The 15,696-nt window shown below is 62.2% G+C and carries 11 protein-coding genes; 2 read left to right on the plus strand and 9 right to left on the minus strand.

All coding sequences use genetic code 11. The features are described from left to right. Window positions 1-5 precede the first annotated feature (5 nt). The 7 genes from BM269_RS12915 to puuE all read right to left on the minus strand — a co-directional run bounded on the left by BM269_RS12915 (window position 6) and on the right by puuE (window position 12,380). Window positions 6-3,440 carry a TonB-dependent receptor gene (locus BM269_RS12915; RefSeq protein ID WP_090437418.1) on the minus strand — a complete coding sequence of 1,145 codons (3,435 nt, stop codon included), beginning with the start codon at window positions 3,438-3,440 and terminating at the stop codon, window positions 6-8. Between the two features lie 424 nt (window positions 3,441-3,864). Continuing rightward, window positions 3,865-5,283 carry an adenosine deaminase family protein gene (locus BM269_RS12920; protein ID WP_090437419.1) on the minus strand — a complete coding sequence of 473 codons (1,419 nt, stop codon included), beginning with the start codon at window positions 5,281-5,283 and terminating at the stop codon, window positions 3,865-3,867. Between the two features lie 13 nt (window positions 5,284-5,296). Beyond that, the gene (guaD, locus tag BM269_RS12925; RefSeq protein WP_090437420.1) at window positions 5,297-6,604 is read right to left on the minus strand and encodes a guanine deaminase; all 1,308 of its coding nucleotides are present in this window, start codon (window positions 6,602-6,604) and stop codon (window positions 5,297-5,299) included. Between the two features lie 3 nt (window positions 6,605-6,607). Then, a complete protein-coding gene (gene xdhC, locus BM269_RS12930) occupies window positions 6,608-7,531 on the minus strand; it encodes a xanthine dehydrogenase accessory protein XdhC (protein ID WP_090437421.1) in 924 nt (307 codons plus the stop codon). A gap of 1 nt (window position 7,532) precedes the next feature. Then, window positions 7,533-9,875, minus strand: a complete 2,343-nt coding sequence (xdhB, locus tag BM269_RS12935) for a xanthine dehydrogenase molybdopterin binding subunit (protein ID WP_090437422.1) — start codon at window positions 9,873-9,875, stop codon at window positions 7,533-7,535. Window positions 9,876-9,884: 9 nt separating this feature from the next. Beyond that, window positions 9,885-11,351, minus strand: coding sequence for a xanthine dehydrogenase small subunit (gene xdhA, locus BM269_RS12940; protein ID WP_090437423.1), 1,467 nt, complete (start codon window positions 11,349-11,351; stop codon window positions 9,885-9,887). A 78-nt stretch (window positions 11,352-11,429) separates the two neighbouring features. Beyond that, a complete protein-coding gene (gene puuE, locus BM269_RS12945; protein ID WP_090437424.1) occupies window positions 11,430-12,380 on the minus strand; it encodes an allantoinase PuuE in 951 nt (316 codons plus the stop codon). A 93-nt stretch (window positions 12,381-12,473) separates the two neighbouring features. Between puuE and uraH the strand changes: the two genes are divergently transcribed. Further along, entirely contained in the window at window positions 12,474-12,827 is a 354-nt protein-coding gene (gene uraH / locus BM269_RS12950) for a hydroxyisourate hydrolase (protein WP_090437516.1), read from the plus strand. 1 nt (window position 12,828) lies between these two features. Here the strand turns inward: uraH and BM269_RS12955 are convergent, their stop codons facing one another. Together BM269_RS12955 and BM269_RS12960 are read right to left on the minus strand one after the other, a co-directional pair. After that, a complete protein-coding gene (locus tag BM269_RS12955) occupies window positions 12,829-13,317 on the minus strand; it encodes a NuoB/complex I 20 kDa subunit family protein (RefSeq protein ID WP_090437425.1) in 489 nt (162 codons plus the stop codon). A gap of 80 nt (window positions 13,318-13,397) precedes the next feature. Then, the gene (locus BM269_RS12960) at window positions 13,398-14,351 is read right to left on the minus strand and encodes a helix-turn-helix domain-containing protein (protein ID WP_090437426.1); all 954 of its coding nucleotides are present in this window, start codon (window positions 14,349-14,351) and stop codon (window positions 13,398-13,400) included. A gap of 37 nt (window positions 14,352-14,388) precedes the next feature. Between BM269_RS12960 and BM269_RS12965 the strand changes: the two genes are divergently transcribed. Further along, a complete protein-coding gene (locus BM269_RS12965) occupies window positions 14,389-15,669 on the plus strand; it encodes an HlyC/CorC family transporter (protein WP_090437427.1) in 1,281 nt (426 codons plus the stop codon). The last annotated feature ends 27 nt before the right edge of the window (window positions 15,670-15,696 follow it).

Consider the following 15,696-nt stretch of genomic DNA (forward strand, 5'->3'; position numbering starts at 1 on the left):
CAAGCTTAGAACTCGTAGCGCAGGGTAGCCTGGATGGCCCACTGCGACTCGCCCTTGACCTGGCGAACTTCGTAGTCTTCCACCGAGTCACGCACGCGGTACACGTACTTGCCGGTCGCAGTATCAACACCAGCGAAGTCCACGAAGGAACGAGCGTGGCCGCCGGCGGAGTTGAAGCCCACTTCGTTGATATGACCCCACTTCTTGTTCAGCAGGTTGCCGACGTTGAAGATGTCGAAAGTGAAGGAAGCCTTGTGGCCGCTGAACAGGCCAGGGATTTCCTGCTTCACGCGCACGTCGAAGGAGTGGGTCCATGGAGCGAACGAATCGTTACGCTTCACGACGTGGCCCTTGGCGTTACGCAGGGAACGGTACTGGTCGACAGTCGCCCAGAAGCGGTCTTCGTTGGCGTGGTTGCTTGCAGTGTCGCCCGCGAAGATGACTTCGCCCGAACGTGGTGCCGATGGAATGTACATCAGGTCGTTCGAGTTGGTGCCGTCGCCGTTCATGTCGTTGTTGAAGGTCCAGCTGTATGGCTTGCCGGACTTACCTTCGTAGAACAGGCCGAAGGTGGTGTTGTAGTTACCGAAGAAAGCCTTACGGAAGTTGACCATCGCGTTGAAGCGGTCCTTCACCAGGTACGAGGAGTTGGACTCAACTTCTTCGTTCGGGTTGAAGGCTGGACGGGAACCGTAGTTCGAACCCGAGGTGGAAGAAGTCAGCGGCGACACTTCCTTCGCATCGGTGTAGGTGTAGGCCATGGACCAGCCGTAGCCAGCCAGCAGCGGACGGCTCAGGGACAGCGTCGCCAGGGTGCTCTCGCCGCCCTTGGTGTTGTTCGCCACCAGTACGTTGCCGTAGCTGGCGTTGCTGTTTGCCTTGCTACGCGCGCCTGCGCACTGGGCGCTGCCTGGTGCGGTGCCGTTGGTGGTGGTCAGGCTGCCGGTCGCGGTCCAGCAACCAGGTTGCAGGGCTTTGTCGGTGTAGTACAGCGCACGGCCGTCGGAACCGATCCGCTGTGGCGCACCCAGGTTCAGGTTCTGGTAGTAGATCGAGTCTTTGGTCTTCAGCTTCAGCAGCTCTGCGCCGAACACGACGTTATTCCATGGCAGTTCGGTGTCGAAGGCAATGTTAGCTTTCCATACGGAAGGCTGACGCAGGCCCTTCGCCAAGACATCGACGTTGGCCACTGGTGGCGAACCACCGGACAAGCTTGGCTGCTTGGTCACGTCCGGGGTAAAGATGCCGGTCGGGCAAGGAGTCGACGTGCTGCCGCACTGGATGGTCATGGTTGCCACACCGTTGTTCTGGTATGGATTGCCCAGCCACACGGACATAGCAGCGCCCTGGAACAGGCCTGCGCCGCCGCGGATTTGCGTCGGACGTTCAGCGTCCAGCTTGTAGTTGAAGCCCACGCGTGGCTGGAACAGTTTCTGGCCGTCAATGGTGTTGGTGTTATCCAGACCAAAGCCACCGGTCTGGCGGCCCTGGGTGGCGGCAGTGCCGGCAACTGGTGCGGCAGCCACAGCGGAATTCAAGGTCGGCGTTTCCGGCAGGTCGGCGTAGTCCACGCGCACGCCAGCCATCAGGCTCAGGCGGTCGTTCACCGTCCAGGTGTCCTGCAGGAACAGGCCATAGGACTTCAGGGTGAACTTGGCAATCGCGTCGTTGAAGGTACGGCCAGCCTGTGGCACCTGCACCGAGTAGCTCGAAGGACGACCGTTGGAGTAGTTCTCCAGCACGGCATTGATGACCTGCTGGTTGTTTGCGGTACCGCAGTTCAGCGGGGCGTTGTTGTTGAACGCGTAGTTGACGTTGTTCAAGCAAGCGAAGGTGTAGGAACCATATACGCCCTGCAGGAAGGCATTGGTCACCTCGTTCTTGTTCAGGTCGCCGCCGAACTTCAGCTGGTGGTCGCCCAGGGCCAGGTTACCGCCCAGGTAAGCGTCCAGGGTCTTGGTGCCCAGCACGTTACGCTGACGCGAGAACTCGGTACCGATGTTCAGGAAACGGTTGCCGGTCGGCACGGTCGATGGAGTGCCGGCAGGGTTAGGACCGGAGAACTGCAGGCCGATCGATGGCAGGGTGGAGTTCACCTCCGGCACGGAATCGTAGTCGCGGGTGGACAGCTTGAACTCGGTCGAGAAACTCGGGGTCCAGTCGGAGTACAGCTGGGCTACCTTGGTCTCGATCTCCTTCTTCTGCGCGTACCAGTAGGAGTTCAGCGACAGGCCGGTGTTGCTCAGGCCCGGGAATTGCGGTTCGGACTGCGCGGTCTTGGACCAGCGCACCATGAAGCGGTGGTCGTCAGTGATGTTCCAGTCCAGTTTCAGCAGCTTATCGGTGACGTCCATCGCCAGGCCGCTAGGAACCTGGGAGGTGCCGGCGTCGAAACCGTACTTATTCTTGGAAATATCCTGTGCCTGAGCAATCGCGGCAGGAGTGATGCCGACGTTGGTCATGCTCGAACCCAGCGGGCCGAACTGTGGTGCGGCGCGCGACGATTCCAGCTTCTCGTAGTTCGCGAACAAGAACAGTTTGTCCTTGATCAGCGGCAAGCCTACGGTTGCGCCCTTGGTGGTTTCCTTGAACGGGGCAGGAGCGGCATAGCTGTCGGTCGACAGGTTGTAACGGTCGCCTGCCAGGGTATCGTTACGGAAGACGTAGTAAACCGAACCTTTGACCTTGTTGGTGCCGGACTTGGTCACAGCGTTGATGTTGCCGCCGGTGTAGCCCTTCTGGGTCACGTCGTAGTTGGCAACGTTCACCTGCACCGACTGGATCGCTTCGATCGAGATTGGCTGTTTGGCGGTTGGGGAGCCGTTGGCTTCCAGGCCGAAGGTATCGTTCACGGCGACGCCGTCGATGGTCATCGAATTGAAGCGCGAGTTCTGGCCGGCGATGGACAGTTCGCCGCGTTCCTTGTCGGTCTGGGAAACGCGTGGGTCGCTACGGGCGTAGTCTTGCAGGTTGCGGTTGATCGAACCCTGGATTGCCAGTTCGGAAGCGCTGATCGAGGTCTGGGTACCCATATTGGTGCGCGAGAACTTCTCGGCACGTGCGGCGCTGGCGCCAGCGATGGTCACAGTCTGGATCGCCTGGCCGATGGTGGCGTCCACAGCGGCGGTTTCCGCCACTTCCACGAAGACGTTCTCACGCTTTTCCGAAACGCCGTTCTTGGTAATGGTGATCGTGTACGGACCGCCGGCGCGCAGGCCGCGGGCGATGTAACGGCCTTCACTGTCAGTCACGACATTGCTGGCCGAGCCCGACTCGACGTGCGTTACGGTAACGGTTGCGCCAGCAGCTGGCTTGCCGTCCGAGCCCGAAATACGACCGCCGATGGCGGAGGTCGTGTTCTGCGCGAATGCCGGAGCGGCAAACACGAGGGACAGGCTAAACGCGATTTGCGTCAGCCGGAGCCGTTTCTGATTCATCATTGATATATACCCCAAAAGAGAACAAATTATTGGTAAATGTCGGCATCTTGCTGCTTGCCGCATTTGCGCTTTTTACTAATGTTGCAAAAATTGTTGCCGCCCAGCGAGTTTACGCACCCACTATGACGTGGGTGCGACAGCGTTATGACCATTGTGTGACGCAGGGAATTCCCAGTTGCATAGACGTATCTTTCCGTCAACTATGCCTGAAAGGCGCAGCCGAAGACAAATTCATTTTCCCTTGCGTATTTATACGTAGGGAAAATAAATTGCTCTTCGTTATACGTTTTTCTGCAATTACCGGGGGCGCTAAGGCGGGATTATAAAGAATCCCGCGCTGTTGGAGGCTTTTGAAACGTTGGAGATTTGTAAAACGATGCGCGCACTTGTGGTGAAAGGACCACAAGTGCGGCCAAAGAGAAGCTTACTTCAGCGAAGTAGCCACGTCAGACTCGAACTTGGCAAAGCGGGCATCGAGTTGCTTCAGCAGGCGCTGTTTGTCGGCCTCCGCCACGAAGCCGTAGCGGATGCTGTCATATGACAGCTTTTTCACTTCCGCGTAGCTGGTCTTGTAGCGGCTGGCGAACAGCAGGTACTCGTTCGACAGGGTATTGCGGCTGACACCGGTGTCGTCACTCGACAGAACGAAGGGTACGCCGTACTTGCGGTAAATATTGACCGGATGCGCCTCCCCTTTTACGCCGAGAATGAACTCGTTCGAAGTCAGGTTCACTTCCACTGGAATATTTTTTTCGCGCATTTTCTTCAGGATCGCCAGCGGCTGGCGTTCGTGAGCGATGTCCATGCCGTGGCCGATACGCCTGGCGCCAGCCACATCCAGCGCTTCGGCGATGTGGAACTTCAAGCCTTCCGGTGGCACCTGGCCCAGGGCCAGCTCGCCGGCGTGCAGCGAGAGCTTCACGTTGGGATATTTAGCGCTCAGGAATTTGTACATGCGCATATGCAGGCTGTAGTCGCGCATCGACACGGGATAATGCTCGGCGCCCACAATATTGACCGACACCACTTTCGGGTTTTGGCTAGCAATCTTGAAGCCGGCTGCCATCTGCGAGAACACGATCGACGGCGACAGGAAGCGCAGCACGAACGGCTGGTAGCGCATGGTGAAGTTCTCGTCGTCGATGCCGGCGCTGCTGCTGTCAACGTAGGCGCTGTAGTCGGCAATGCCCTTGTTGAACGCCGGGCTGGCTTCCAGCTTGGCCAGGTAGGCGGCAAAGGCTGCTTCATCGGTCAGCTTGCCATCGAATTCGGCGTCGAACGTGATCGGGGCGATCTCGAACACGGTTTCGATGTAGCCGACATTTTCCGCGATCGCGCGCTCTTTCAGGCGCTTCTGGCCATCATTGCCATTGGTGGAAGCAACCCCGTCAAAGCGCAGGAAGGTGGTGAAGAAGGCCAGGTCCGGCGCCAGCTGGTCTTCGCTATGATTGTAGAAGTCCATGGTGGACCACTTGTGCATCAGCGAACGGTAGGCCAGCGGGTCTTTTTCCAGCTCGGCAACGGTTGCGCAGTTCTTGCGGTCGGCGGCCTTGTCGGTCTGAACGATCCAGGTGGTCTTGTCGACGCAGTACCCCAGCTTGTCGACCCATTCCAGATATTGCTCGGCATAGATGGAACCGGAGTAATGGTGGTGCAGGTCGGCGCCCTTCGGCATATTGTTGAAGAACATGGCCAGTTCGGCGGTCTTCGGCGCCGGGCCGGAGACCAGGGAGGCGAAGTGGCGCGCGGTAATCTCGGCGTTCGATGCTGCGCCGGCGGGCGCGGCGAAAGCGGCCGCAATTGCCGTGGCGATCACCATTCCGGTCAGGTTCTTCTTTTGCATGGGCGTTCCCTTATCAGTGTGCTTGGTGGACCAGCCGCCCTGCCGAATACGTCGCCGCGATGGCGCGGTCGTCCCCCAGTAGCGCCAGTGCGAACAGCTGTTCTTCCAGGCTGTCGGTATTGGCGCTGCGGCGTGCCAGCAGCGGCGTGGCCTGCGGGTCGATCACGATAAAGTCCGCTTCGCGGCCGGCGGCAAAACTGCCGATCGTGTCTTCCAGGTGCAGGCTGCGCGCGGCGCCCAGCGTCGCCAGGTAGAACATGCGCATGGCAGGCAGGTAGCTGCCCTTCAAGCGCGCTACTTTATAGGCTTCATTCATCGTTTGCAACATGCTGAACGAAGTGCCCGCGCCGACGTCGGTGGCTAGCGACAGCAGCATGCCGGCCTTGTCGGCCTGCTCGAAGTCGAACAGGCCGGAACCGAGGAACAGGTTGGAGGTCGGGCAAACGGCGGCGGCCGACTTGGTTTCAGCCATGCGCGCGCGGTCGGTTTCATCGAGCCAGATGCAGTGGCCATAGACGGCGCGCGGGCGCATCATGCCATAGCGGTCGTACACGTCGAGGTAGCTGCGCGCCTGCGGAAACAGGGTCTTGACCCAGGCGCATTCTTCCTTGTTTTCCGAGACGTGGGTCTGCAGGAAAGTGTCCGGGTATTTCTGCGCCAGCGCGCCGGCCAGTTGCAACTGGGCTTCGGTCGAAGTCGGAGCAAAGCGCGGGGTGATCGCATACAGCGACCGGCCCTTCTTATGCCAGCGCTGGATCAGGGCTTCGGTTTCTTCCGCGCCGCGTTCGGCGGTATCGCACAGGAAGTCGGGACAATGACGGTCCATCATGACTTTGCCGGCGATCATGCGCAAATCGCGCTTTCCGCTGGCGCTAAAGAAGGCGTCCACCGATTGCGGGTGCACCGTGCCATAGACCATGGCGGTGGTGGTGCCGTTGCGCAGCAACTCATCGAGGAAGAACTCGGCCACCTGGGCGCCATGCGCCGGGTCCGCGAACTGGCGCTCGGTCGGGAAGGTGTATTGCTCCAGCCATGGCAGCAGCCCGGGCGCCGGCGAGGCGATCATGTCGGTCTGCGGGTAATGCACGTGGCTGTCGATAAAGCCGGGCATGACGATCTTGCCGCGGTAGTCCTGCACTTCCGTTCCTGGCGGCAGGGTTGGCGCCAGTGTGGCGTAGTCGCCGGCAGCCTGCACCTTGCCGTCGGCCACGATCAGCAGCCCGTCTTCGTGCCAGGCGTGGGCGCGTTCGATAAAGGCTGGATCGGCGTGAAAATGCAGCAAGCCTGCTCGATAGGCTTGCACGCTGGTGGTTTTGCTCATTGCTTAGTCTTTCGCCTGGGATTCCCAGACCATCAGTAATTGGGCGGCCACCGAGGCGGCGATCACCGCTGGGGCCTTGTCGATGATACCCGGTAGGCCGATCGGGCATACCATGTTTTGCGTGCTCAAGCCTTTTACTTCCAGGCGGGAGGTGAACTGGGCGCGCTTGGTCTTGGAGCCGATCAGGCCGAACCAGCCGACCTTGGGGCGACGCAGGATGGCTTCGGTCAGTTGCAGGTCCAGCGCGTGGCTGTGGGTCAGGACCAGGTAGCTGGCACCGTCAGGCGCCTCATCGACGCAAGCTTCCGGCGTATCGGTGGCCTCGATGGTGACGTTGCCAGGCACTTCGGCGGGGAATATGGCGTCGCGCTCGTCGACCCAGGTGACGGTACATGGCAGTTCGGCCAGCGCGCGCACGATGGCGGCGCCGACGTGGCCCGCGCCAAACAGGACCAGGTGTGCCCGCGGGGCTTTCACCGTGTCGATCAGCCAGCGGCGGCCGTTGGCGTCGGTGTGGATGTGGGTTTCCTTGTGCTGTTCGTCGACGAGCCGGCACTCCATTTCGCCGTCAATGGCCGTGATGCGGCAGCTATCTTCCTTGCGCCGCTGGCGGAATTGCTCCATGACGCCGGCGAGTCCGCCCTGGATCGGCTCGAACAACAGCCAGACCACGCCGCCGCAGCATTGGCCCAGTGCAGGACCGAGTGGGAAGCGTTCCAGGTACGGCGCTGCCGCGCGCGTCCCGGCCAATATGTCGCGGGCGATGGCGAAGGCTTTATGCTCCAGGTGGCCGCCGCCGATCGTGTCGAACTGGCTGTTGGCGGTGACCAGCATATGCGTTCCCGCTTCGCGCGGCACCGAACCTTCGGCGCGCGCGACCGTGACGAGTACCGCCGGTTCCCCGGCTGGCGTCAACCAGTCAGCCATGTCATCCTGCCGCGGAAGTGGATACAGCTTCAACTGCCGCGATGGCGCGCAGGATTTCTTCGCTGGTCGCAGGCGCGTTCAGCGGTGGATTGACGCGATGCCCGCCGACTGCGGAAATCGCATCGCGAATGGCAAAGAACACCGAGAACGGCAGCAGCAGCGGCGGCTCGCCCACCGCTTTCGAGCGATGGATCGAATCTTCCACATTGCGGTTCTGGAACAGCTTGACGCGGAAATCTTCCGGGCAATCGGAAATCCCGGGAATCTTGTAGGTGGACGGTGCATGCGTCATCAGCTTGCCGGCGCCGTTCCACCACAACTGCTCGGTGGTCAGCCAGCCCATGCCCTGGATGAAGGCGCCTTCGACCTGGCCGACATCGATGGCCGGATTCAGCGACTGGCCTGCATCGTACAGCGCGTCGGCACGCAGCAGCTTCCATTCGCCGGTCAGCGTGTCGACCACCACTTCCGCCACGGCGGCGCCGTAAGCGTAGTAGGAGAACGGATGACCGTTCATGGTCTTCGGGTCCCAATGCAGGTTCGGCGTTGCATAGAAGCCGTCGGACCAAAGCTGCACGCGGGCCAGGTAAGCCTTCTGCACCAGCGCTTCAAACGGCACGCTCTGGCCGTTCACATGAACTTCGTTGGCGAAGAAGCGCACGTCGGCAGCCTCGCCGCCCAGCGTCTTGGCGGCAAATGCGGCCAAGCGATCGCGGATCTGGCGCGCCGCATCCTGCGCCGCCTTGCCGTTCAGGTCCGCGCCGGTGGATGCCGCCGTTGCCGAAGTATTCGCCACCTTGCTGGTATCGGTCGCCGTGATGCGCACGCGCTCCAGGTCCAGTCCCAGTTCGTGTGCAACCACCTGCAGCACCTTGGTGTTGATGCCCTGCCCCATCTCGGTGCCGCCATGATTGACCAGCACCGATCCGTCAACATACACGTGCACCAGCGCGCCGGCCTGGTTCAGGTGGGTCACGTTGAAGGCAATGCCGAACTTGACCGGGGTCAGCGCCAGGCCGCGCTTCAGCACCGGGCTGGCCGCGTTGTAGGCAGTCACCGCAGCACGGCGCGCGCGGTACTCGCTGCTTTGCTCCAGCTCCGCCACCAGTTCGTGGATCACGTTGTCGACAATCACCTGGCGATAAGGCGTTTCATTGCGCTCGGTCTTGCCGTAGAAATTCAGGCGGCGGATATCCAGCGGGTCTTGTCCCAGGTTGCGCGCGATCTCATCGATCACGTATTCGATCGCAATCGCGCCTTGCGGGCCGCCGAAGCCGCGGAAGGCGGTATTCGACTGGGTATTGGTCTTGCCGCAAGCAGCGTGGATCTCCACGTCCGACAGGTAATAAGTATTGTCGAAGTGGCAGACCGCGCGCGTTGCAACGGGGCCTGACAGGTCGGCCGAATAGCCGGCGCGCGAGGTCATGTCGACTTTGGCCGCCACGATGCGGCCCGTGTCGTCGTAGCCGACTTCGTATTCGTAATAGAAGCAGTGGCGCTTGCCGGTCACCAGCATGTCGTCATCACGGTCGGCGCGCAGCTTGACAGGCTTGCCGGTGCGTTGGGCAGCAATGGCCGCGGCAGCAGCCCATAGCGCCGATTGCGATTCCTTGCCGCCGAAACCACCACCCATGCGGCGGCACTCCACCGTCACATGGTGCGAGTGCAGGCCGAGTGCATGCGCCACCACGTGCTGCATTTCGCTTGGGTGCTGGGTCGAGCATTGCACCAGCATGGCCCGGCCTTCTTTCGGGATGGCGTAGGCAATCTGCCCTTCCAGATAAAACTGTTCCTGGCCACCGACGTAAAGCTGGCCCTTGACCGTGTGCGGCGCTGTTTCAAACGCTGCCTGCGCGTCGCCGCGCAGCAGCTTCATTGGCGGCAGCACATACGAGGCGGCCGCCTTGGCTTGCTGCGGGGTCAGGATGGCCGGCAGCTCCTCGTAGTCGACCACGCCGCGCTTGGCGGCGCGGCGCGCATTGGTGTGCGAATCGGCGACCACCAGGAAGATCGGCTGGCCGACATACTGCACCAGGCCATCGGCCAGGATCGGGTCGTCGTGGATGATCGGACCGCAGTCATTGATGCCGGGGATGTCGGACACCGTGTACACCGCGACCACGCCGGGCGCGGCGCGCACCGCATCCAGGTCCAGCGAAGTGATGCGTGCGTGGGCCTTGGACGACAGGCCCAGCGCCGCATGCAGCGTGCCGTGCAGTTCGGGAATATCGTCGGTATACGTCGCCTGGCCAAGCACGTGCAGCTCGGCCGATTCGTGCGCGCGCGGAATGCCGACGCCGGTCCAGGTGGCGGCCTTCAGTTCAGGCGTGACGGGATGGTTCATGCTGTCTCCTTACGCGCTGACGGCAAAGGCGTTGACGGCATCGGCCGCCAGCGGCGCATCGCTGCGCGTTTCAAGCCAGAAGCGGCGCAGCAGGTTCTGCGCGGTCTTCATCCGGTATTCGCTGCTGGCGCGCATATCGCTCAAAGGCGCGTAGTCGCGCGCCAGTGCCGCCATGGCGTCGGCCAGCGCGCCCTCGCTCCAGGCGCGGCCGTTCAACGCGGCTTCCGCTTGCGCGGCACGCTTCGGTGTCGCTGCCATGCCGCCGAAAGCGATGCGCGCCTCGGCAATCGCATCGCCGTCCATACGGAAAGCGAAGGCGGCGCAGACGGCGGAAATATCCTGGTCGAAGCGCTTGGCCAGCTTGTAGGTGCGGAAGCGCACGTCTTCGCGTGGCAGCGGCACGCGCACAGCCTGCACGAATTCGCCCGGCTGCAAATCCTTCTTCATGTAATCGAGATAGAAGTCTTCCAGCGCCAGCACCCGTTCGCCCGCCGCGCCGCACAGCACCACTTGCGCGCCGAGAGCGATCAGCCACGGCATGGAATCGCCGATCGGCGAGCCGTTGGCGACGTTGCCGCCCAAGGTGCCCGCGTTGCGGATCGGCAGCGAGGCGAAACGCTGGCGCAGCTCGCCCAGTTCATCCGGGTAGTGCCGGCACAGCGCGTTGTAGGCATCTTCCAGCGACACGCCGGCGCCGATTTCGATGGCGCCGTCGGCCACGCGCAGCACTTTCAGCGCATCGACGTGGCCCAGGTAAATGATATCGCCCAGGTCGCGCATCTGTTTGGTGACCCACAGGCCAACGTCGGTGGAACCGGCCAGCAGCACGGCGGACGGATTGGCCGCGCGCAACTGGATCAGTTCATCAAGGGTGCGCGGGGCCAGGAAGGTCTGGCCATGGGCGCTGTAGACAGCCAGCGAATCGCGTTTCAGCGCTTCGAGCTGTTGGGCCACGCTGGCGGCGTCGAATGCGACTTTCGGCAGTTCGACCATGCGCTGGGCAGCGTCGATGATCGGGCGGTAGCCGGTGCAGCGGCACAGGTTGCCGGACAGGCAGTCGTCGATTTCCTTGCGCGAGGCGCACTCGCCTTCTTTTTTCAGGTACAAGCCCCACAGCGACATGGCAAAACCCGGCGTACAGAAGCCGCATTGCGAGCCATGGCATTCGACCAGCGCCTGCTGCACCGGGTGCAGCGCGCCGTCGGCCTGTTGCAGGTCTTCCACGGTAAACAGGGCCTTGCCGTCCAGCGTCGGGGTGAGCTGGATGCAGGAATTGACCGATTTCAGCGCCAACTTGCCGTCGACCACACTGCCGAGTACCACGGTGCAGGCGCCGCAGTCGCCTTCGGCGCAGCCTTCCTTGGTACCGGTGCAGTGCAAGTCTTCGCGCAGGTGCTGCAGCACAGTCTGCGTCGGGACGGCGTCTCGTACTTCATGTACGGCGCCGCGATAGTAAAAGCGGATCGGTTCTGACATCTTGTCCTCGCAGGTCTCCTAGCTTGCAAGATAACATTACCGCACCCCTACCTTATAAGAAATCTCTGATTTTGAATATCAGGCGTTTCGCATATAAGGATGATGCTTGTGCCAATGCTCGGCAATGTCGATGCGGCGCGTGATCCACACCTTGTCATGGCTTTGCACATAATCGAGGAAGCGCGCCAATGCGGCAGCGCGCGCCGGACGGCCGACCAGGCGGCAATGCAGGCCGATCGACAGCATTTTTGGCTGGTTCAGGCCATTCGGGTCCCCTTCCTTATAGAGTACGTCGAATGCGTCCTTGAGGTAATCGAAGAATTGGGTGCCACTGTTAAAGCCTTGCATGGCGGCAAAGCGCATATCGTTGGTGTCGAGCGTGTACGGCACGATCAGTTGCGGCGCGACGGCCGGCTTGCCGTCGGCACCGGTATGCGCCACTTCCTGCCAGAACGGCAAGTCGTCGCCGTAATAATCGGCGTCATAGCGGAATCCGCCGTGCTCGACCACCAGGCGCCGCGTATTGGGCGAGTCACGGCCGGTGTACCAGCCCAGCGGCGCGCTGCCGGTCAGCTCCTTGATGATCCGTACCGCCTCCCGCATCTGTGCGCGCTCGGTTTCCTCATCCATGTTCTGGTACGTGATCCAGCGCAGGCCGTGGCAGGCGATTTCGTGGCCCAGTTCCTGGAAAGCGGCCACCGCTTCCGGGTGACGCTGCAGTGCCATCGAGACGCCGAAGACGGTCAGCGGCAGCTTGCGCTCCTCGAACATGCGCAGCAGGCGCCACAGGCCGGCGCGCGAGCCGTATTCGTAAATCGACTCCATGCTCATGTGACGGTTGGGGAAGGCCGCAGCGCCGATGATCTCGGACAGGAAGGTCTCCGAGGCCTGATCGCCGTGCAGCACGCAGTTCTCGCCGCCCTCTTCGTAATTCAGCACGAATTGCAGGGCCACGCGGGCCTGGCCCGGCCATTGGGGATGGGGTGGATTGGGGCCGTAGCCGACGAGGTCGCGAGGGTAGTTGCTCATGATGGTCCGTGATCAAAGGTATACGCACAATAATATATTGGCGTTATGGCACCGGTATATGATCTGCCGGATAAGCAAAATAAGGAATACAAAATGGGAAAACTGAGCACGCACGTACTCGATACCGCCAACGGACGTCCTGCCGCCGGCGTGCACGTGGCGCTGTATGCGCTGGCCGGCAGCGGCCGCACGCTGTTAAAGGAAGACGTGACCAATGCCGATGGCCGCTGCGGCGCGCCGCTGCTGGAGGGCGCCACCATGCAGCCCGGCCGCTATGAACTGGTGTTCGGCGCCGGAGACTATTTCGCGGCGCTGGGCGTGGAATTGCCGACGCCGCGCTTCATCGACCAGGTGACGATCACCTTCGGCATCGCCCATGCCGACCAGAATTACCACGTGCCGCTGGTGGTGTCGCCGTGGGCGTATTCGACCTACCGCGGCAGCTAGCCTAGTCGCGCAACATGACGGCGCGCTCGCCGCGCCGGGCTTTCCGCTGCAGCTGCACCAGGCCATACAGCAAGGCTTCCGGCGTCGGCGGGCAACCCGGCACATAGACGTCGACCGGCACGATACGGTCGCAGCCGCGCACCACGGAATACGAATAGTGGTAATAGCCGCCGCCATTGGCGCAGGAGCCCATCGACACCACATAGCGCGGCTCGGCCATCTGGTCGTAGACCTTGCGCATGGCGCGCGCCATCTTGTTGGTCAGGGTGCCGGCCACGATCATCAGGTCGGCCTGGCGCGGCGATGGCCGTGGGCACATGCCGAAACGGTCCATGTCATAGCGCGCCGCAGCGGCTTGCATCATCTCCACCGCACAGCAGGCCAGGCCGAAGCTCAGGTACCACAGGCTGTCGGTGCGGACCGTTTCCATCAGCGCATCGAGCGAAGTGAGCACGTACCCGTCGCGCTCCAGAGTAGCTTCCAGTTCCATGTTATTCCCTTTTCAGTAGCGTCGCTACGATAGCGGGGAGTGGTCGAAAAACATTGTATGGACGCGACACGCACGGCGGTCTAGTAATCCTCGCGGGTGACGATGGCGCGCGAGGCATCGTCGTAGCGCAACAGGCGCAGGGCACCGCTGGCATCGCTGGCCGCCGCCATCAACGCCTTGGGCGCAAGACCTGTGAACAGCACGAAGTCGCGCACCATGTGGGCCTGGTCGTGGTAACCGCAATCGACCGCCAGCCGGGTCAACCCACCGTGGCGCAACGGCACGGCCACCATGCGCGACAAGGCGCGGATGTAGCGCATCATGCGGCGGCCGTCGCGGATGCTCTGGCCATAGCTGGCCATCACGCGCCGTTCGAGCTGGCGCACGCTGATGCCGAAGCGGCCAGCTATTTCATCGGTAGGCAGTGCCAGCAAAGCCGGCGGCAGCATGAACGGCGCCGGTCCACGTGCCAGCCGTTCCTCACGCGCCGCGAGACGCTGCAACAGCCAATCGCACATCAGCGCGACCCAGGCAGCACTATCGCCGCCGGCACGCAACTGGTCCTCCAACGCCGCCGCGCCGCGCCACTCGGGCGCCGCGTCGGCCAGCGGCACCACGACATCGCGCAACTCGCCCAGCGGGATGTCGAACAGGCGGCCGAACTGGCCCGATTCGATCAGCGCGCTGATGAAGGTGGTGCCGGGCTCCCACACGGCGGGAAAGTGCTGCGTCAGCGGACCGGTGACGAAGGGCGCGCCGTACAGCCGCTCGCGGCCATCGGCTTCCACGAAGCGCGAACCGCCGCGGATGAAGAAGGTGACCATGGGACAGGGTGAAGCGGGCACCAGTACGGCGCCCGGGCTAGACAGCTCGACATGGAAATAGCGCACCACGCCCGCCAGCCTGGGCGGCGGGGCTATGGCCAGGCGCATCGGCGCCAGAATCGCATCCACATCACGCATGGCCAGCATTATAGGAGGCTTCGATGGTGCGTGCTGGCGGCGGGCCGGCGGCGCGGCCGGCGGGGTCGCCATGGTAGAATCGCCCTCTTACTGACTCGTCTTTACGACCTTGGATACCGTTCCCTTGTGGGCGCAATTTGCCGCCCTCGCCTTCCTGATTCTCGCCTCGGCCTTCTTCGCCATGGCCGAAACCGCCCTGATGGCGGCCAATCGCTTCCGCCTGCGCCACCAGGCCAAACGCGGCAGCCGCCGCGCCATCGCCACCTTGTGGCTGCTCGAGCGCACCGAACAACTGCTGTCGCTGGTCCTGGTCGCCAACACCCTGATCAACGCCATGGCCATCGCCCTGGCGACCGCCATCGCCATCACCCAGTTCGGGCTGGAACAGCATGTGATCCTGCTGTCGACCGTGATCGTGGTATTCATCCTGATCGTGCTGGCCGAAATCTCGCCCAAGATCGTCGGCGCGCGCTACGCCGACCAGATCGTGCTGCCCGCCTCCTTCGTGCTGCGTCCGCTGCTCTCGGTTTCCAAGCCGCTGCTATGGTTCGTGCACCTGTTCGTCAACACCTTGCTGCGCCTGTTCCGCATCAAGCCCACCGGCCAGATCCACGAAGGCACGCTGTCGCCGGACGAATTGCGTTCGGTGCTGCTGGAGAACGGCAGCTTCATCCCGAAAAAACACAAGAGCATCCTGCTCAACCTGTTCGACCTCGACACCATCTCGGTGGAAGACATCATGACGCCGCGCGCCCACATCGAGGCGCTGGACCTGGCCATGCCGGTGGCGGACATCATGTCCCAGCTCACCACCTGCTTCCACAACAAGCTGCCGGTGTATGACGGCGAGATCAACCGGATTGTCGGCATCCTGCACGTGCGCAAGGCCATCGCCCTGCTGAACGAGCAAGACGAACTGACGGTGGAACACTTCCGCAAGCTGTTGTCCGAGCCCTTCTTCGTGCCGCAGGACACGCCGGCCTTCGCGGCCCTGCAGAACTTCCAGGAAAACAAGGAGCGCCTGGCGATTGTGGTCGACGAATACGGCGAGGTGCAGGGCCTGGTCACGCTGGACGACATCATCGAAGAAATGATTGGCGAATTCACCACCTCCACCCCGAGCGCGGCACGGGCCGACAGCTTTGGCTGGGACGGGCACGGCGAATGCCTGTTGGAGGGCAGCACGGCATTACGTGACATTAACAAGCGTCTGGGTTTAAACTTTCCTCTTGATGGGCCCAAAACCCTGAACGGCATGCTGCTGGAAGTTTTACAAGATATTCCCGACGCCCCCATTTCCGTCAAAGTGGGCAATTGCATCGTGGAAGTGGTACAAGCACAAGACCAGGCCATTAAAGTAGTGAAATTGCGACGTCCGGAGTTCCGCTAGGCAGAGTGAACCGTGCGGACCTTTACA

The organism is Duganella sp. CF458, from assembly GCF_900113115.1.
In the GTDB taxonomy this organism is placed as follows: domain Bacteria; phylum Pseudomonadota; class Gammaproteobacteria; order Burkholderiales; family Burkholderiaceae_D; genus Rugamonas.